This window comes from Huijunlia imazamoxiresistens (assembly GCF_037132455.1).
In the GTDB taxonomy this organism is placed as follows: Bacteria; Bacteroidota; Bacteroidia; order Chitinophagales; family Chitinophagaceae; genus Flavisolibacter; species Flavisolibacter imazamoxiresistens.
The window spans coordinates 162,219-179,721 of the sequence record NZ_JBBBEI010000013.1; the positions used below are offsets into that span (position 1 = coordinate 162,219).

General features: G+C 54.1%; 16 protein-coding genes. 11 read left to right on the top strand and 5 right to left on the bottom strand.

What is annotated here, in order from left to right:
- Positions 1-3: 3 nt before the first annotated feature.
- Entirely contained in the window at positions 4-2,148 is a 2,145-nt protein-coding gene (locus V9K67_RS16635) for an FUSC family protein (protein WP_336724278.1), read from the bottom strand.
- A 161-nt stretch (positions 2,149-2,309) separates the two neighbouring features.
- On the opposite strand from V9K67_RS16635, the gene V9K67_RS16640 reads away from it, so the two are divergent.
- Both V9K67_RS16640 and rpsA read left to right on the top strand, forming a co-directional pair.
- Positions 2,310-3,047 carry a toxin-antitoxin system YwqK family antitoxin gene (locus tag V9K67_RS16640; RefSeq protein WP_336724279.1) on the top strand — a complete coding sequence of 246 codons (738 nt, stop codon included), beginning with the start codon at positions 2,310-2,312 and terminating at the stop codon, positions 3,045-3,047.
- Between the two features lie 159 nt (positions 3,048-3,206).
- Complete coding sequence (gene rpsA, locus V9K67_RS16645; protein ID WP_336724280.1) at positions 3,207-5,159, top strand: 30S ribosomal protein S1; 1,953 nt, start codon at positions 3,207-3,209, stop codon at positions 5,157-5,159.
- A gap of 69 nt (positions 5,160-5,228) precedes the next feature.
- On the opposite strand, the gene V9K67_RS16650 is transcribed toward rpsA, so the two are convergent.
- On the bottom strand, positions 5,229-5,963 hold the full coding sequence (locus tag V9K67_RS16650; RefSeq protein ID WP_336724281.1) for an SIMPL domain-containing protein: 735 nt from the start codon (positions 5,961-5,963) through the stop codon (positions 5,229-5,231).
- A gap of 150 nt (positions 5,964-6,113) precedes the next feature.
- Between V9K67_RS16650 and V9K67_RS16655 the strand changes: the two genes are divergently transcribed.
- Entirely contained in the window at positions 6,114-6,851 is a 738-nt protein-coding gene (locus V9K67_RS16655; protein ID WP_336724282.1) for a lysophospholipid acyltransferase family protein, read from the top strand.
- Between the two features lie 161 nt (positions 6,852-7,012).
- On the opposite strand, the gene V9K67_RS16660 is transcribed toward V9K67_RS16655, so the two are convergent.
- Positions 7,013-7,528, bottom strand: a complete 516-nt coding sequence (locus tag V9K67_RS16660) for an acyl-CoA thioesterase (RefSeq protein ID WP_336724283.1) — start codon at positions 7,526-7,528, stop codon at positions 7,013-7,015.
- A 128-nt stretch (positions 7,529-7,656) separates the two neighbouring features.
- Here V9K67_RS16660 and V9K67_RS16665 point away from each other — a divergent pair, with 128 nt between their 5' ends.
- From V9K67_RS16665 to V9K67_RS16700, 8 genes are all read left to right on the top strand, one after another.
- The gene (locus tag V9K67_RS16665; protein ID WP_336724285.1) at positions 7,657-8,871 is read left to right on the top strand and encodes a proline dehydrogenase family protein; all 1,215 of its coding nucleotides are present in this window, start codon (positions 7,657-7,659) and stop codon (positions 8,869-8,871) included.
- Between the two features lie 63 nt (positions 8,872-8,934).
- A complete protein-coding gene (locus V9K67_RS16670) occupies positions 8,935-9,729 on the top strand; it encodes a thymidylate synthase (protein ID WP_336724287.1) in 795 nt (264 codons plus the stop codon).
- A 90-nt stretch (positions 9,730-9,819) separates the two neighbouring features.
- Positions 9,820-10,188 carry a four helix bundle protein gene (locus V9K67_RS16675; RefSeq protein ID WP_336724289.1) on the top strand — a complete coding sequence of 123 codons (369 nt, stop codon included), beginning with the start codon at positions 9,820-9,822 and terminating at the stop codon, positions 10,186-10,188.
- 126 nt (positions 10,189-10,314) lie between these two features.
- Positions 10,315-10,809, top strand: a complete 495-nt coding sequence (locus V9K67_RS16680; RefSeq protein WP_336724291.1) for a dihydrofolate reductase — start codon at positions 10,315-10,317, stop codon at positions 10,807-10,809.
- Positions 10,810-10,956: 147 nt separating this feature from the next.
- Positions 10,957-11,679, top strand: coding sequence for an O-methyltransferase (locus V9K67_RS16685; protein ID WP_336724293.1), 723 nt, complete (start codon positions 10,957-10,959; stop codon positions 11,677-11,679).
- Between the two features lie 200 nt (positions 11,680-11,879).
- Positions 11,880-13,268: a methyltransferase RsmF C-terminal domain-like protein gene (locus tag V9K67_RS16690; protein WP_336724296.1), complete on the top strand. Its 1,389-nt coding sequence runs from the start codon at positions 11,880-11,882 to the stop codon at positions 13,266-13,268.
- Between the two features lie 211 nt (positions 13,269-13,479).
- Entirely contained in the window at positions 13,480-14,454 is a 975-nt protein-coding gene (locus tag V9K67_RS16695) for a LysM peptidoglycan-binding domain-containing protein (RefSeq protein ID WP_336724299.1), read from the top strand.
- Between the two features lie 138 nt (positions 14,455-14,592).
- Positions 14,593-14,790 (top strand): hypothetical protein, encoded by a 198-nt coding sequence (locus tag V9K67_RS16700; RefSeq protein ID WP_336724302.1) that lies wholly within the window; start codon positions 14,593-14,595, stop codon positions 14,788-14,790.
- 61 nt (positions 14,791-14,851) lie between these two features.
- Here V9K67_RS16700 and fmt read toward each other — a convergent pair whose 3' ends face one another.
- Together fmt and V9K67_RS16710 are read right to left on the bottom strand one after the other, a co-directional pair.
- Positions 14,852-15,817: a methionyl-tRNA formyltransferase gene (gene fmt / locus V9K67_RS16705; protein ID WP_336724304.1), complete on the bottom strand. Its 966-nt coding sequence runs from the start codon at positions 15,815-15,817 to the stop codon at positions 14,852-14,854.
- A 67-nt stretch (positions 15,818-15,884) separates the two neighbouring features.
- On the bottom strand, positions 15,885-17,228 hold the full coding sequence (locus tag V9K67_RS16710; protein WP_336724306.1) for an exo-beta-N-acetylmuramidase NamZ family protein: 1,344 nt from the start codon (positions 17,226-17,228) through the stop codon (positions 15,885-15,887).
- Between the last annotated feature and the right edge of the window lie 275 nt (positions 17,229-17,503).

The following is a 17,503-nucleotide window of genomic DNA, read 5'->3' on the forward strand; positions in this document are numbered from 1 at the left end:
AGCCTAGCCGGCAAGAATAGTAGTGGTGGTTTTAGCAATGTCGGTGCTGACCCGGTGCATAAACTCCAGTTGTTCCTTCAGTTGTTCCTCGTCGGCGGAGAGGGGGGCCTGCCCATGACCGTCGAGGTGGAGGGATTCCGAGGCAGGGGTGGTGCAATCCTGGTCGAACTTCTGGATGCTTTCGCACAGCACCTGCAGGGTCCTTTTCACCGGCCGCACCACTTCCGCGGGGGATTCCGGCGGTTGGGCGCCCACCAATGTGCCCGTTAGGGTGGCGGTATTGGAAAATAAAATGTGGTTAAGCACCACGAAATGGTGGATCTCCTTGATGTGCCGCTGCTTGTTCTTGGGTTCCGACAGCATGCGCTGGAAGGCCGCCGACAGGTTGGCCGAGCTTACATAGACCTGTTTCCGGGCCAGGCGGTACTCGATCAGGTTGATGGTCTTGCCCTGCAGCCCGTCGGCCAGCAGGTACAGGTAGTTGCGGTTGGCCACCAGCATGTTCTGGAAATACTGTTTCAACTGTCCCGCCTCCCAGTTGGGAAACAGCAGGTAGCCGGCCAGCAGGGCAATGCCGCAGCCGATGGCGGTATCCAGCACCCGTTCCTGGGCGAGCGTCAGGAAACCCAGTCCCAAAAACTTGAACAGGATGAAAATAAACGGGGTCATGCAGATCACCGATACCAGGTATTTTACCCGCTGGAAGCTGTAGGTGCCGATCATCAGCAGCACCATCAGGGCGAACAGCAGCCTGCGGCCGGGGATAAAGGCCAGGATCCCCACGCCGATGAGGGCGCCCGCCACCGTGCCGATGATCCGCTCGAAGTTGCGCTGCTTGGTAAGGCTGAAGGCCGGCTTCATCATAAACACGATGGTCATGATGATCCAGTAGCTGTGGTGGCTGTAGGCGATGAACTTGGCCAGCACAAAGCCCAGGCCGGCGGCGATGCCCACGCGGACGGAATGCCGGAAGACCGAGGAGCTGAGGGTCAGGTTGTTGGCAAAGATCTTCGGGTCCAGGCTCTGGTGGTCCACGAAGCGCTTATGGGTGGCGGCGCCCGTTTTGGTCCGTTCGGTAAAGGAGGGATCGAAATAGCGCAGGATGTCGTCGAAGCGCTGGAACATCCGCCGCATATTCACCAGTATTTTCCGCAGCACCAGGTGGCTTTCTTCCGGTGCCTCCTTCATAAAGGCGTCGATCTTCCCTTTCAGCTCCGCCTGCGCTTCCTTGTAATCAAAACCCTTTTCAAACGGGCGGTTGGTCTGGATGGCCATGCCGATGTTGTCCAGTTCGGCAGCCATCAGCCCGATCATGTCCGAAATATGGTTCAGCACGGGGGTGGCGGCATAGCGCTTGCGCAGCGACCGGTAGTCGTAATAGGTGGCGGTGATGTCGTCGAACAGGTCCACCGTATCGATAAAGGCCAGCACCAGCTTGCGGCCCATGGGGGTGGATTCCTTTAAGATTTCGCGGGTCTTGAACAGCAGGTCGCGGGCGGCGTTTTGTTTTTCATTGACGGCGATCTGGGCCGTTACCAGCTTTCGATAGTTCTCGTCCATGTTGGTGGCGCAGTTGTAAAAACCGGCCTTGATGCGCAGGAAGAGGGCCAGCTCGCGGATGCTGTCGCCCAGGGCGCGCTGGGCGGGCCGGTAGGGGCGGGCCTTGTAGGAAAGGAGGCTGATGCCCATATACCAGAGGCCCCCGCAAAAGATCAGGAAGCTGTGCGGCACTACCGCCTCCGGGGCCACGGGCTTGTCCATGGTGAGCACCATCACCAGCATGGCGGCATTGCCTACGGTGGCCGCCCGGGTGCCGTACACGTTGAACATGGAAAAGAAAAAGCTGAACAGCACGATCTCGGCCCCCAGGGTCACCAGGTTCAGGCGGGCAAAGCCGGTGACGATGGCCACGAGAAAGACGAAGAACAGGCAGTACATCATGCCGTTGGCCCGGTGAATGATGGGGCCCGGGGCATCGGCCATGCTGACGCAAAGGGCGCCCAGGGAGATAGTAAGGCCCAGCTCGAACTGGTGAACATACGAAAGGATGAGGGCGGGCAGCAGCACCGCCACCGTAATCCGCAGGCCGTCCTCCAGTTGCTGGCTGTAAAAAAAGTTCCATACCTCCCTTGCCTGAGTCCTGTACATAGCTGTTGTTTTCTTCCCCGATAAAAGTAATGACCATTGACAAAATTCTAACGTCAGCAGAACTGTGCCGGAAAATAAACTGGCCTACCTTTGAAATTATCCCCGGAACCAAACGTTCCTTACTCATTATTGATCACTTATTACTCATTAATCATATTCCTATGCTACAGAAATTCCTGCTGATCTGTGCCTTAATGATTTCCCTGGAAGGTTTTTCGCAATGGAAAAGCTATATCATCGGCGTCAAGGGCGATACCCTGAACTGTGTGGACCAGAAAGGCCGCAAGCAGGGCCGCTGGGTGATCCATGTGGATGAGCTCCGGGGCGAGCGGGGCTACGAGGAGGAAGGCGAATTTATAAATGACAAGAAAGAAGGCATCTGGCGGCGCTATACGCTCCAGGGCGATATCCAGGCGATTGAAAGCTACCGCTGGGGCAACAAGCACGGCCGCAACGTGTATTACAACCACCTGGGCGACCCCCTGCGGGAGGAAAACTGGAAAGCCGTGAACCCCGACAATCCCTACGATACGGTAAACGTGACGGATCCCAACGATCCCCAGAAAGTGATCGCCAAACAGGTGGTGAAGCTGGAAGGTACCACCCTGAAACACGGCACCTGGAAATATTACACCCCCAACGGCACCATCGAGCGCACCGAAAAATGGGTGCTGGACAAGCCGGCCGTCAAGGCAGGTGAGGGTGACGAGCTGGCGCCCATCGACGTGACGGCCGGCAATGGGGGCGAGAACGCCGCTGCCGCCGGGGACGACCCCGATGCCGCCAAGGCCGAGGCCAAGAAAAAGCTGCCCAAGCCCCAGGCCGTGCTGGATTACGAGAAAAAGAATTCCGGCAAGAAAAAGATCCGCGTCCGCGACGGATCCACCGGCGGGTACTAAGAAATAAAGAGCATTTATAGAACATTCGGAAAGGCGTGGGCAACCACGCCTTTTCCCGTTTACAGGGCGCTTTGCGCCTAAAAAACTGCAAACCACACACCCCAAACAACAAACTATTGATTATCTTTGCCGCCCCGGATAAAACAACCGGAATTTTTTATGGACGAAAACCAAATTATTAACCAAAACGCTGAAGGACAGGAGAACGCTCCGGCCGAGCAACCTGCCGCCGAAGGTTCTACAGCGACAACAAATCAACCTGCCCCCGCAGCCGAAGCCGCTGCCCCCAAATTTGCGGAGCCCGTGGAAGAAGTAGCCACTGCTCACGACGATTTCGACTGGAGCATTGACAAGCGCAATGTGGCCAGCTACAGCAAGGAAGAAAAAGAAAAGTACGACAAAGTGTATGACAACACTTTCGTACAGATCAACGATGGCGAACTGATCAAAGGAACCGTTGTCGGCATTACCAAAACCGACGTGGTGCTGAACATTGGTTTCAAAAGCGACGGTCTGGTTTCCCTGAACGAATTCCGCGACGTACAAGGCCTGTCGGTAGGTGACGAAGTGGAAGTGATGGTGGTAGAAAAAGAAGACCGGGACGGTAACCTGAACCTGAGCCGCAAACAAGCCCGGATCACCCGTGCCTGGGAGCGCATCGTGGAAGTACACAAAACCGGCGAAATCGTTACCGGTACCGTTACCTCCAAAACCAAGGGCGGCCTGATCGTAGACGTATTCGGTATGGAAACCTTCCTGCCGGGCTCTCAGATCGACGTGAAGCCGGTAACCGATTACGACCAGTTCGTAGGCAAGACCATGGAGTTCAAAGTGGTGAAGATCAACGAAGCCATCAAGAACGCCGTAGTATCGCACAAAGCACTGATCGAAAGCGATATCGAAGCTCAACGTGCTCAGATCATCGGTCAACTGGAAAAAGGTCAGGTACTGGAAGGTACCGTGAAGAACATCACCGACTTCGGTGCGTTCATGGACCTCGGTGGACTGGACGGTCTGCTGTACATCACCGATATTTCGTGGGGCCGCATCAACCACCCGAGCGAAGTCCTGAAACTGGACCAGAAGCTGAACGTGGTGGTGCTGGATTTCGACGACGAGAAAAAACGTATCTCCCTGGGTCTGAAACAACTGACCCCGCACCCCTGGGATGTGCTGCCTGAAGCCATCTCCGAAGGCGCAGTAGTGAAAGGCCGCGTAGTGAACATTGAAGATTACGGCGCGTTCCTGGAAATCCTGCCCGGCGTGGAAGGTCTGGTACACGTATCGGAAATTACCTGGGCCAATACTCCCATCAACGCCAAAGAGTTCTTCAAACTCGGCGACGAGCATGAAGCCAAAGTGGTTACCCTGGATAAGGAAAGCCGCAAGATGAGCCTGTCCATCAAGCAACTGTCCGAAGATCCCTGGAGCACCATCGAAACCCGTTTCCCCGAAGGCAGCCGTCACACCGGCGTGGTGAAAAACATCACTCCTTATGGCGTGTTCGTTGAACTGGAACCCGGCATCGGCGGTATGATCCACATCTCCGACCTGAGCTGGCTGAAACGCTTCAACCACCCCAGCGAATACACCAAGGTTGCTGAAACCATCGAAGTGGTGATCATGGGTATCGACAAAGACAACCGCAAGCTGCAACTGGGACACAAACAACTGGAAGAAGATCCCTGGAACAGCCTGCAGGATACCTTTGCCGTTGGTTCGATCCACGAAGGCACGATCTCCCGCAAAGACGACAAAGGCGCTATCGTTCAACTGCCCTACGGCCTTGAAGGATTTGCTCCCAACCGTCACCTGGCCAAAGAAGATGGCAAGAGCGTAGGCGCGGATGAAACTGCCGACTTCATGGTTATCGAGTTCGACCGCAATGAAAAACGCATTGTTGTTTCTCACGCCCGTATCTGGGAACAAGCTGCAGCTCAGGAAAAAGACGCTATCCGTAAGGAAGCCCGTGCCGAAGCTGACAAGACCAAGAAGGCTGTGAAGAACCTGCAAAGCAAAGTGGAAAAGCCCACCCTGGGTGACCTGGGTGCCCTGGCGCAAATCCGCGAAAAACTGCAACAGGACGAAAAAAATAAAGACCAACAGCAATAAGCTGACTTCTTTATAAAAAAAAAGTCCCACCGATCGGTGGGACTTTTTTTTTATAAAGAGGTTACCCGTTTACTTCAGGGCGTAGACAACGGTGACGTCGAATTTCAGTTTGATTTTGCGGAAGTCCACGGCGGGAGCGGAGGGGTCGGCTGAGATAGCGACGGCCTCGGTCTTTGCACGCATCAGCACATTGGAGGAGCGGGCATTGTAAAAAGGAACGTAATATTCCACCGGCTCGTTGATCGTTACCACCGGGCCCAGGGCTTCATCGATGGCGGCGGCCAGGTAGCCGGCCTTGTCTTTGGCGGCTTTCAGGGCCTGGATCTTCAGCTGCTTGCGAAACTGGTCGAGCTTGCTGTGCCCCGTGCGCTCGATAAAGAAGTTCTGGGTGGCTTCATCGTCCAGCTTTTCCACCAGGTTGTCCATCTGGGTACTGTTGGACAATTTTACCAGGTAATTGATCGAAGCGTACATTTCATTCTTTTTGTTTTTCTTCCGGAGCCAGGGGTTGCCGTTGAAGGCGTCGTAAGAGGCGATGGTGATGGCCGAGTCGGGCAGGCCGAGGCTGCGGGTCGCTTTTAAAAAGTCGCTTTTGATCTTGTCCAGGCCGATTTTGCCTTGTCCTTTCTTCTCGTATTCGCGCAGGTCCACCTGCACATAGATCTCATCGGGAACTAGTTCCATCTCAGCGCTCCCGTTGACCGTAAGGGTGCGGGGAAAGGGATTGGGAACGATTTGAGCGGTTTGAGCAAAGCCCTGGAACAGGAATAAGACCATTACTAAGGAGAAAAATACTTTTTTCATTGCTTTGATTTTAGAGCTAGATGAACGGGAAATGGTAATTACACACCGATAAAATTCCGGCCGGGGCACTTAACAATATTTAAACACTTAACTTTAACGCCTAATCTGAGGCTGATGAGCTTATCGAAAAAGTTAGGGGAAAATCAATTGATGCGCAAAGTCGTTTATGCCCTCGTTGGCGTCGTATCCTATCCCGCCCTTGCCATTATCAATAAATTAAAGATCTCTGGTACCGAACACCTGGAAAAATTGCCGAAGCGGAACGTGCTTTTTGTCAGTAACCACCAGACCTATTTCGCTGATGTAATAACCTTTCTTCATATTTTCTGTGCCGTAAAATGGCGCCGGCGCAACCGCCTCGGCCTTCCCTTTTACCTGCTCAATCCCTTTACCAACGTATATTATGTAGCTGCCGAAGAAACCATGCGCAGCAGCTGGATCAGCCGCCTCTTTACCCTGGCCGGCGCCATTACCGTCAAACGTACCTGGCGCAAGGAAGCCACCGAAGTGCGCCGCGGCCTCGATGCCTCCGACACCCGCAAAATTGAAAGGGCCCTGCAATCCAGCTGGGTTATCACCTTTCCGCAAGGCACCACCAAGGCCTACGCCCCGGGCCGCAAGGGTACTGCCCATATTATCAAGCACCACCGCCCGATCGTGATCCCCGTAGTGATCCAGGGTTTTTGGCGTGCATTTGACAAGAAAGGGTTGCGCTTTAAAAAGAAGGGCGTGCAATTGTCGGTGACCTTTAAAGCGCCAATGGATATTAACTACGACGCTCCCGTGGAGGTGATCCTGGAGCAGGTAATGGACGCCATCCAGCAAAGCAAAAAGTTCATGATGCAGGGCGCCCATCATTGGAAGACCCAGCCTACTCAGGAAATGTAAAATGCAGAATGTAAAATATAAAATGTAGAATGAAGAAAGGCTCCTTTGAATAGGAAAAGCTATTTCAAATTGCAGGGAACAGTTTTACATTCTTTATTTCATATTTCCTTTCCATATTTTACATTTTAAATTTTATATTCTACATTTTACATTTCCTGAGCTTATTCTTTTACGAAAAGCGCTTTCAGTTCCGAGGCGTCATCGGGCTTCATTTTACCACCCAGGATGAGGCGTAATTGACGGCGGCGCAGGGCGCTTTCGAAGAGCCGCTTTTGTTCTTCGGTTTCGGGCTGCAGCTGGGGCACCCGGCGGGGACGTCCATGCGGGTCAAGCGCCACAAAGGTGTAGTAGGCTTCGTTGCTCTTGTATTTGAATTGCTGCACATGATCCTCTCCCCACACCCGCAAATGGATCTCCATAGAGGTCGTGAATGCCCGGGTCACTACGGCTTCGATATGCACCGTGTTGCCCAGTTTGATGGAGTTCTCAAATGAGATATTATCTACCGAAGCCGTGACTACCGGTGCATTGCAGTGCTTCTGGGCACTGATAGCCGCGGCTATATCCATCCAGTACATCAGTCGCCCGCCCATCAGGTTGCCGTACACATTGGTATCGTTCGGTAACACGATTTCCGTCATCACGGTCAGGCTGTCTTGCGGTTTTCTTACATCCATGCTTCAACTTTGTGCTAAGATAACCACAGCCGCCCACTGATTGGAATGATTTTCATTATGAATAAGGAGAGGGCCCTTACCTATTTGCCAATTAACAAATGAACCAATACCCTTTTACCCATTAATCAATGTCTCCGCTTTTCGACGATACGGCCATTGCCTTTGCCCATAAAACCGATGGGGAGCTGCAGGCGGCTTACCGGCTGTTTTCCCTGGTGCGGTACCCCTGGTTGGTAGGCCTGGGCACCCGGGTGCTCCCGTTGCTGGTGCGGGCTGGGTTGCCGGTAAAAGGCGTGTTGCGCCAAACCATTTACCGGCAGTTTGTCGGCGGTGAGACATTGGAGGAAACGGCGCCGGTGGTGCGCCGGCTGGCCGGGGCAGGGGTGCAGGTGATCCTGGATTACGGGGCTGAAGGCAGGGAAGACGAAACTTCGTTTACTGCTGCCTGTGAAAACTTTTTGCAAGTGATCGATTTCGCCGCTCTCCAGCAGTCTATTCCTTTTATCAGTGTAAAAGTTACTGCCCTGGCCCGTTTTGCCCTGCTGGAGCGTATCGACCGGCTGATGGCTGCCGGCGCCGGCGACCTCGGCGGCCGCTATGACGCCGCACTGGGGCACCTGGTCGCGTCCGAACGGGCCGAATGGGAGCGGGTGGAGGAGCGGATGGAAAAGATTTGCCGGTCGGCCGTGCAACAGCATATCGGGGTGCTGGTGGATGCGGAGGAAAGCTGGATCCAGGGCCCTATAGATGCGCTGGCGCTTCGCCTGATGCAAACCTATAATGGGGAAAAACCGTTCATTTACAATACCCTTCAGCTCTATCGCCAGGACCGCCTGGCCTTCTTAAAGGAAACGGACCGCCTGGCGGTGGAAAAAGGTTTTAGGGCCGGCTACAAGCTGGTCCGGGGCGCCTACATGGAAAAGGAGCGCTTGCGGGCGCAGGAGCGCGGCCTTCCTTCCCCCATCCAGCCCAGCAAGACGGCTACCGACAGGGATTTCAACGAAGCGGTCCAATACTGCATCAGCCGGCTGGACCGCCTGGGGATAATGGTGGCTTCCCACAACGAGGAAAGTAATTTGCAGGCCTTACAACTATTGGAGAAACAGGGACTGCCCCTGAACCACCCCCGGGTGTATTTTAGCCAGCTGTACGGCATGAGCGACCATATTACCTTTCCCTTGGCGCGGCGGGGTTGCAATGTGTGCAAATACCTTCCTTTCGGCCCTGTGGCCGACGTCATTCCCTACCTCATGCGCCGGGCAAGGGAGAATACGGCCGTGCAGGGACAAACCGCCCGGGAATGGAGCCTCCTCAAAAAGGAAATGAAACGCAGGGGCTTGTAATAGGGCTTTGTAACTTAATTTGCATCCTTTTAGACGTTGTCATTTTTAAACGTTGTTCCTTCCATGAAACAATACCAGGACCTCCTTCAGCATATTTTAGATACGGGCGTACAAAAAAGTGATCGCACCGGTACGGGAACTATCAGTTGTTTTGGCTACCAGATGCGCTTTAACCTGGCGGAAGGCTTTCCGCTGGTGACCACCAAAAAGCTCCACCTCAGAAGCATTATCCACGAACTGCTCTGGTTTCTCAAGGGCGAGACCAACATCCGCTACCTCAAAGAGAACGGTGTGCGCATCTGGGACGAATGGGCCGATGAGCAGGGCGAGCTGGGCCCGGTTTACGGCAAGCAATGGCGCAGCTGGGAAGGAGCCGATGGCCAGACCATCGACCAGATCAGCGACGTGCTGCACCAGATCAGGACCAATCCCGACAGCCGGCGGCTGATCGTCAGCGCCTGGAACGTGGCCGACCTGCCCAAGATGGCCCTGATGCCCTGCCACACGATCTTCCAGTTTTATGTATCGGAAGGAAAGCTGAGCTGCCAGTTGTACCAGCGCAGCGCCGACGTGTTCCTGGGCGTGCCCTTCAACATTGCCTCTTACGCGCTGCTGACCCTGATGATGGCCCAGGTGTGCGGCCTGCAGCCCGGCGACTTCGTCCACACCTTTGGCGACGTGCACATCTACAGCAACCACCTGGAGCAGGTAAAGCTGCAGCTCAGCCGCCAGCCCTTCCCGCTGCCCACCATGCGCCTCAACCCGGATGTGAAAGACATTTTTGGATTTACTTTCAATGACTTTACCCTGGAAAACTACCAGCATCACCCGGCTATCAAAGCTCCTGTAGCGGTGTAGAAAAAATATAAAATATAAAATGTAAAATATTAAATGTAAAATAAGGATAGAGGCATAGGGGGAGTGGTTTCAACTTTTAAACTAAAAACGGTGGAAACAGGACGTAAATATGATCTGGAAGACCGGCTCGTGAAATTTGCGATAATGATTTTAGAAGTTTGCGACCTGCTGCCGAATACAAGAGCTGGAAATAATTTGGAAAATCAGTTGTCCAGAAGCGGTACTGCGCCGGCATTGTTATATGGTGAGGTGCAAGCTGCGGAATCCAGAAATGATTTTATTCACAAAATGAAGATTTTACTGAAGGAGTTGCGCGAAACCAGGATTACCCTTCGAATTATCGATGAAAAGCCAGTGGTAGTTCATGAAAAAGTCAAAAGCACATTAAAAGAGTGTAACGAGCTGATTGGTATTTTCACCAAAAGCGTTAGCACAGCCCAGCAAAACAAGTTAGATTAGTTTTGTATGAGGTTCCTCCTGATGCTATATAAGGCTGGCTCTATTTTCCATCGCATTTACATTTTATAATTTTATGTTTTATTCCGCATTTTACATTTTACATTCTATATTTTACATTTTATATTTATGAGAATCAGCCTGCTGGTAGCTGCGGATGAAAACAACGTGATTGGAAAGGACAACAAACTTCCCTGGCATTTGCCCAACGACCTGAAATATTTTAAAAACCTTACCTGGGGCCTGCCGATTCTTATGGGCCGGAAAACCTTTGACTCCATCGGCAAGCCGCTGCCCGGCCGCCGCAGCATCGTTATCACCCGCAACCGCGACTGGCAGCACGAAGGGGTGGACACGGTGCATTCGCTGGAAGCAGCCGTGGAAGCAGCACAGGCCGCCGATGTAAAAGAGATCTTTGTGATCGGCGGCGCGGAGATCTTCCGTACAGCTTTTGCTACCGCCGACCGCCTGTATCTCACCCGCATCCACCATCGCTTCGATGGCGATGTGTTTTTCCCGGAAGTAAACCCGGATGAATGGGAACTGGTGAGCGAACGGTTCTGCACCGCCGATGATAAGAATGCTTACCCCCATACCTACCAGGTGTGGGACCGAAAAAAATAACGGTAATGCGCAACAGGCAGTTATTCCATCCTTTTACATTCTACCTTTTACCTTTTATATTTTACATTTCCCGTGTACAGTTCCTTTCAGTTGGCTGCCAGATACCTGCACTACTACCGTACCGCTGCAAACAGCCAGGGGCACGGCATGCATTCGCCTTTTGTATTTGATTTCATCCTGAACGTGCTGAACGGAAGGGAAAAATATCCCCTCCCCACCGCCATCGACAGCCTGCGCTCCGCCCTGCTCCGCGACCACCGTCCGCTGGACATCGTGGACCTGGGTGCCGGCTCCCGGGTACATACCCCCGGCAGGAAAACCGTACGGCAACTGGCAAAAACGGCGGTAAAGCCCCGGAAATACGGCAGCCTGTTGTACCGCCTGGTAAAACATTACCAGCCCCTGAACATCATCGAGCTGGGCACTTCGCTGGGCGTCACCACCGCCTCCCTGGCCCTGGCCAACCCATTAGCTCATGTAGCCACCATCGAAGGCAGCCCGCAGGTAGCCGGCATTGCCGCCGAAAACTTCCGGCGGTTGCACCTGTCCAACATCCGGTCCCTGGAAGGCAACTTCGACCACCTGCTGCCCCCCCTGCTGCAGGAGGTGCCCTCCCTGGACCTGGGCTTTGTCGACGGCAACCACCGCCTGCGGCCCACGCTGGACTATTTCCACCAGATGCTTGCCCATGTGCACAACAGCAGCATCCTGGTCTTTGACGATATCCACTGGAGCGCCGAAATGGAACAGGCCTGGGAACAAATAAAACAGCATCCGGCCGTCCGTTATACCGTCGATGTATTCTTCCTGGGATTCGTTTTCTTCCGTAGCGAATTCCGCGAAAAACAGCATTTCGTTATTCGATACTAGGAAAGTTCCTGAGTTTCTGCGTTCCTGAGTTTCTGAGTTAGGCGTTCGCAAGAAACAAAAAACTACAAAAGTCTTCAAGACTTTTGTAGTTTGGTCTTTCTTCCGGATGTTCCTTTCCGGAGTTACGCCAACTCAGGAACTCAGGAACTCTCCTTAACTCGTAAACCCGTAAACTTGTAAACTCGTAAACTCCCAAGATCATGTCGCTTCCTGAAGAATTACTGAACTCGCTGGAACAGGTTCCCGGTTTTGACCGCAACGCTTTTGAAGCCGTGCATGCCGGCGGCAGCCAGGAAACTTCGATCCGCGTCAATCCCCTGAAGGTGGCGCAGGAGGGAGGAGGCTGGGACGCGGCGGCCTTTTTTGAGCAGGCCCCCGGCACCGTGCTGACCAAAATTCCCTGGAGTGATACGGGCTTTTATTTGTCCGGGCGGCCGTCCTTTACGTTTGATCCGCTGTTCCATGCCGGCTGTTATTACGTGCAGGAGGCTTCGAGCATGTTCGTGGAGCAGGCTTTGCGGCAGACCGTCGACCTGGGCCAGGCCCTGAAGGTGCTGGACCTGTGCGCTGCCCCCGGCGGAAAATCCACCCATATTCAGTCGCTGCTCTCTGCGGACAGCCTGCTGGTGAGCAACGAAGTGATCCGCAGCCGTGCCGGCATCCTGAAGCAGAATATTATCAAGTGGGGCTGCTCCAACGTGTTCGTGAGCAGTAACGACCCGCAGCATTTTGCGCGGCTGGAAGGCTTTTTCGATGTGATGGTGGTGGATGCGCCCTGCAGCGGCAGCGGTCTTTTTAGAAAGGATGAAGAGGCGATCGGCGAATGGAGCCGGGAGAATGTGCTGCTCTGCTGCGGCCGGCAAAAGCGCATCCTGGCCGATGCGTTTGCCGCCCTGAAGGAAAACGGCGTGCTGGTGTATTCCACCTGCTCGTATTCGAAGGAAGAGGACGAAGATATAACCGACTGGCTGGTGAATGAGCTGGGCTGCCGTAACCTGCCCCTGCAAATCGACCCCCAGTGGGGGATCGTGGAAAGCCGCTCCGAAGGCAGCGGCGCCGCGGGCTACCGCTTCTTTCCCGACAAGGCGAGGGGCGAAGGCTTTTACCTGGCCTGTTTTCGAAAGGAAGCTGCTACAGGTGCTCCCAGGCTGAAGCAGAACAAGCCGGAAAAAGCTACTGCCCGGGAGCGGGCCATCGTCGAACCCTGGCTGAAAAACAGCGAGTTAACGCTCATCAAAGAAAATTTGCTTTATGCCGTGCCGGCACATACTATGGATGAGCTTGGAGCGTTAAAGCATGCCCTGAACATTCAGTATGCCGGTGTGGCGGTAGGGGAGATCATGAAGGAAAAGCTGGTGCCGGAGCATGCCCTTGCGCTGAGCACGCAGCTGGCGCCTTCCGTGGCCCGGACCGAAGTAGGGTACAACGAGGCCATCCGCTACCTGCAAAAACAGGAGGTGGTTTTGGAAACCGCCACGAAGGGTTGGCAGGTGCTGACGTATCGCCAACAACCCCTGGGATGGATCAATGCGCTGCAAAACCGCATCAATAATTACTATCCAAAAGAAATGAGAATTTTAAAACAGTGACCGGACGCTTTTGGAAAATAATTTCCATATTTGTGAAGTTCGGATCGTGAATCGTCAAACGTGAATCGTGAATTTTATTCAGAAGGAGCAACGGTGCGGATTTGTTGTCTGGCGATTAAAGAAAGAAAGGAACGGCTTAATTTAATAGTAACGGTTCACGATTGACGACTTGCGATTCACGTTACAACCTGGAAAAACAAATGTTTTACACATGAAAAAATCTTTGCTCGCCTTATTTATTTTATTTTTTTCGTACCGGGGCTTTTCCCAGTCTACGCTGCAGGTGCACAGCAGTGAAAAAGGTATGTACATATCCCATACCGTTAGCGCTAAAGAAAATTTCTATTCCATCGGAAGGACGTATAATATTTCTCCCAAGGATATTGCCGCTTTCAATTCGCTGGAGATGACCCACGGGTTGAGTGTGGGCCAGACGATACAGGTGCCCCTGACCCCGGCCAACTATACACAGACCAGCCAGGGCGGCACGCCGGTTTATTACGTAGTGGGTGAAAAGGAAGGACTGTACCGCGTAAGCGTGAACAATAACAAGGTGTTGCTGGCCAACCTGCGCAAGTGGAACAACCTGAGCTCCGATGCCATTTCCTCCGGCCAGCAGCTGATCGTCGGCTACCTGACCACCGCAGGCGGCCCTGCGACCACACCGGTTGCCGCAACCCCGGCCCCGGCTGCCCCGCCTGCTGCGCAAATCCCTGCGCCCAAACCCGAGCCCAAAGCCACGGTACAACCGGCAGCGCCGGCCGCCGAGCCGAAAAAGCCTGAGCCGGCTCCCGCAACCGTGCCGAAAACGCCCCTGCCCGTGCCGGCGGCTCCCGCCAAAGCACCCCAGGTGGCTACCGGTGGCGCCGGGTACTTCAAAAGCCAGTTCGACCAGCAAAGCAAAAAGGCTTCCTCCGGCAAGGATGTTACCGCTACCGCCGGCATCTTCAAAACCACCAGCGGCTGGCAGGACGGCAAGTATTACGCCCTGATGGACAACGTCGAACCCGGCACCATTGTCCGCATAAGCAACCCGGGCAACAACAAAGCGGTTTATGCCAAGGTGCTCGGTGAAATGAGCGGCATCCGCCAGAACCAGGGATTGGAAGTGCGCATCAGCAATGCCGCCGCCTCGGCCCTCGAAATCCCCGAGACCGACAAGTTCATCGTAAAAGTGAATTACTAGTTTCAGGCGCCAACAGCGCTGGCTACCTTATTATCGAAACCTCCTCCGGGAGGTTTTTTGTTTTTCATAATTCGTTAACCTGCAGGTAAATTCCCGTTCATACGTGCAGCTTTCTTTTGCCGCAGTAAAACAAAAATCATGATCAACACGTATTCGATCTTTAGCAACGGAGCCGAGCTGGAAATACGCCCGGACGAGGGATTTGAAGACATTTTTTCAGAGAACACGCAAGAATGGGACGCCGCCTTTCCGGCAGGCCGGCGCGAAGCGGAAAGAAGCGCGGATTTCGACCGCTACCTGCTGGAAGAAGAACTGGAGGAAAGCGTTTATTATTAAGGACATAAGAACAAAAAAAGAAGCACCCCGGGGGTGCTTCGCTTGCGGGAGGACCGGTACATCAGGACGCCCGGTATCCTCTTAAAAAATCTTCCACCTTCATCCTCTTTTTTCCCTCCAGCTGCAGCTCTTTTACCAGGATATAGCCATCGGTGCAGGCAAACTTCAGGAAGGTCTTATTATCCGTCTCCACGGTGCCCGGGGCACCCTTGGGTGCAACCGTTTCTTTTGCCGCCCCGTAAATTTTCAGGGTCTTGCCGGCCAGTTCCGTAAAGGCTGCCGGGTAAGGCGCCAATCCGCGCACCAGGTTAAATACTTCCTCCACGGGTTTTTCCCATTGGATCCGGCAGGTTTCGGTAAAGATTTTCGGGGCATGTTTGATTTCAAACGCTTCGGTATCTATTAAGGATCCCTGCGGCACTTCCTGCAGGGTGCCGGCGGCCAGGCCTTCCACCGTTTTCACCAGCAGCTGCGCGCCGATGTCCTTCATCCGGTCGTGCACCTCGCCGGCGGTTTCTTCTTCGCCTACGGGTATGCGTTCCTGCAATAAAATATCGCCGGTATCGATCTGGTGCTGCAGCTTGAAGGTGGTCACGCCGGTTTCCTTTTCGCCGTTGATGACCGCCCAGTTAATGGGGGCGGCGCCGCGGTACTGGGGCAGCAGCGAGCCGTGCAGGTTCACGGTGCCCAGGGGCGGCAGGTTCCACACTACTTCGGGCAGCATGCGGAAGGCCACGACGATCTGCAGGTCGGGCCGCAGGGCTTTCAATGCTTCGAGGAAGGCGGGATTCTTCAGCTTTTCGGGCTGCAGCACGGGCAGCCCTTTTTCCACGGCAAATTTTTTGACGGCGCTTTCCTGCAGCTTCATGCCCCTGCCGGCAGGCTTGTCGGGAGCGGTGATCACGCCCACGATGTTGCAGCCGGCATTCACCAGGGCCTCCAGCGAGGCCACGGCAAATTCGGGCGTGCCCATAAATACAATTCGGGGAGCGGAGGCAGATGGTTCGTTTATTGTTTCGGTGTTCATGAACTACGTTGGTTGAAAAGTGCTGCGAAAATGAGGTTTTAATTTTTTGATACCAAAGCGTCCACTTTTAATTACCGGGCTGGTTATCGGGGTACAGCAGGTACTTTTTGCGGATCTTTTTAAAGGCCTCCAGTTTGGGCTGCCAGCTTTTGCGGATATTTTCTTCCGACACGCCGGCCTTGATCTGCTGCATCAGCGTGGCGTTGCCGGCCAGCCGGTTGAAGTGGTAATCCGTTTCCTGCGGGTTTTCTTTTCTGGTGGTAATAAAGAAATTCTTCTTGTCGGGGAAAAGGCGGTAGGCCTCCAGCAGCCATTTGAGTTGAATGCGGTTGTCCACCCGCTGCAGCACTGCTTCGGGGGTTCCGCCCAGGTTCCAGCCGTAGCACACCTTGCCTTCCTGTTTGGGGTTTTTCACCGTGCCTATGCTGCGGGGCGTGAACGAATAAAGATTTTTGGGCAGGGAGGGGTGGCCGAAGACCAGGAAGGGATCGGTGGTGCCACGGCCCTCGCTGAAGGGCGTTCCTTCAAAAAAGCAGGTGGAAGGATAAATATAAATGTTCTGGATCCGCGGCAGGTTGGGCGAAGGGGCCACGGGCAAAACGTATTTGCTGGCGTGGGTGTAGTGGGCGCAGGGAATAACGGTCAGGCTGAAGTAGGTGGCGCCTGCTGCGTAGCGGGCCGTCATCAGGCGGCGGTAGGCGGCGTTGGCTTCCTTGCTCAGCCATTGTTCGTTCAGGATCATCGTGGCGTATTCGCCCATGGTCATGCCGTACACCACCGGCACGGGCTGCATGCCTACGAAGGATTTGAACTTTTCTTCCAGCACGGGGCCGTCCACGTAAAACCCGTTGGGGTTGGGGCGGTCCAGCACCACCAGCGGCAGGTTGAATTCCAGCGCCGTTTCCATATAATCCTGCAGCGACGAAATAAAGGTGTAGAAGCGGGTGCCCACGTCCTGGATATCGAATACCAGCACGTCCACGCCTTTGAGGTCTTCGGCCGACGGCTTGCGTTTTTTGCCGTAGAGCGATACTATAGGGATGCCGGTGGCGCGGTCGACGGTGCTTTCCACTTTTTCGCCGTCCTGGGCGTTGCCGCGGAAGCCGTGTTCGGGACCGAAGATCACTTTAATGTTCACGCCCTTTTTGCGCAGCGTATCCACCAGGTGGGTGTTGCCGACGGTAGAGGTGAGGTTGGCAAACAGTGCCACACCCTTGCCCTGGAGCAGGGGCAGGTACTGGTCGAGCTGCGCGGCGCCCGGCAGGATGGGTGCTTGCGGCGCGGCCTGCACCTTGGGATTGGTATTCTTTGTGCTGCCAGACTTTTGTGCCGTGCACTGCAGGTGCACCAGGGTTAGGGCACAGCAAAGAAGAGGCAATAACTTTTTCGGAAACAATAAAAGCCGGTTCATGCGGTTCATCAGTTTAAGGGTGACTAAAATAACTGAAAAATGGGCGAACAATTGTTAAAAGAAAGGGGAGGAGAAGGGCCGCAGGGAGTTGAAAGCCAGCAGGAGTAAGGGATTGCCTCCGGGCCGGCGCCGGAAATCTGTTTGTTGGGTTTACGCAGAAGTTATTACCTTTCCGTTTTTGCCCCCTGTCATCTTTTCTGCTGTGCCTTACGGTTGGGGCAGGAGGTGCCCGGCGCGGATGAAAAAAAATTCGTAGACAACAAAAACAATTTAAC

What these genes read in the sequence shown, in the direction of transcription:
- V9K67_RS16665 (WP_336724285.1), top strand. Translation starts at nt 7,657, where the DNA reads ATGTCTCCGCTTTTCGACGATACGGCCATTGCCTTTGCCCATAAAACC.
- V9K67_RS16685 (WP_336724293.1), top strand. Translation starts at nt 10,957, where the DNA reads ATGCATTCGCCTTTTGTATTTGATTTCATCCTGAACGTGCTGAACGGA.
- V9K67_RS16680 (WP_336724291.1), top strand. Translation starts at nt 10,315, where the DNA reads ATGAGAATCAGCCTGCTGGTAGCTGCGGATGAAAACAACGTGATTGGA.
- V9K67_RS16695 (WP_336724299.1), top strand. Translation starts at nt 13,480, where the DNA reads ATGAAAAAATCTTTGCTCGCCTTATTTATTTTATTTTTTTCGTACCGG.
- rpsA (WP_336724280.1), top strand. Translation starts at nt 3,207, where the DNA reads ATGGACGAAAACCAAATTATTAACCAAAACGCTGAAGGACAGGAGAAC.
- fmt (WP_336724304.1), bottom strand. Translation starts at nt 15,817, where the DNA reads ATGAACACCGAAACAATAAACGAACCATCTGCCTCCGCTCCCCGAATT.
- V9K67_RS16670 (WP_336724287.1), top strand. Translation starts at nt 8,935, where the DNA reads ATGAAACAATACCAGGACCTCCTTCAGCATATTTTAGATACGGGCGTA.
- V9K67_RS16710 (WP_336724306.1), bottom strand. Translation starts at nt 17,228, where the DNA reads ATGAACCGGCTTTTATTGTTTCCGAAAAAGTTATTGCCTCTTCTTTGC.
- V9K67_RS16660 (WP_336724283.1), bottom strand. Translation starts at nt 7,528, where the DNA reads ATGGATGTAAGAAAACCGCAAGACAGCCTGACCGTGATGACGGAAATC.
- V9K67_RS16640 (WP_336724279.1), top strand. Translation starts at nt 2,310, where the DNA reads ATGCTACAGAAATTCCTGCTGATCTGTGCCTTAATGATTTCCCTGGAA.
- V9K67_RS16650 (WP_336724281.1), bottom strand. Translation starts at nt 5,963, where the DNA reads ATGAAAAAAGTATTTTTCTCCTTAGTAATGGTCTTATTCCTGTTCCAG.
- V9K67_RS16690 (WP_336724296.1), top strand. Translation starts at nt 11,880, where the DNA reads ATGTCGCTTCCTGAAGAATTACTGAACTCGCTGGAACAGGTTCCCGGT.
- V9K67_RS16655 (WP_336724282.1), top strand. Translation starts at nt 6,114, where the DNA reads ATGCGCAAAGTCGTTTATGCCCTCGTTGGCGTCGTATCCTATCCCGCC.
- V9K67_RS16700 (WP_336724302.1), top strand. Translation starts at nt 14,593, where the DNA reads ATGATCAACACGTATTCGATCTTTAGCAACGGAGCCGAGCTGGAAATA.
- V9K67_RS16635 (WP_336724278.1), bottom strand. Translation starts at nt 2,148, where the DNA reads ATGTACAGGACTCAGGCAAGGGAGGTATGGAACTTTTTTTACAGCCAG.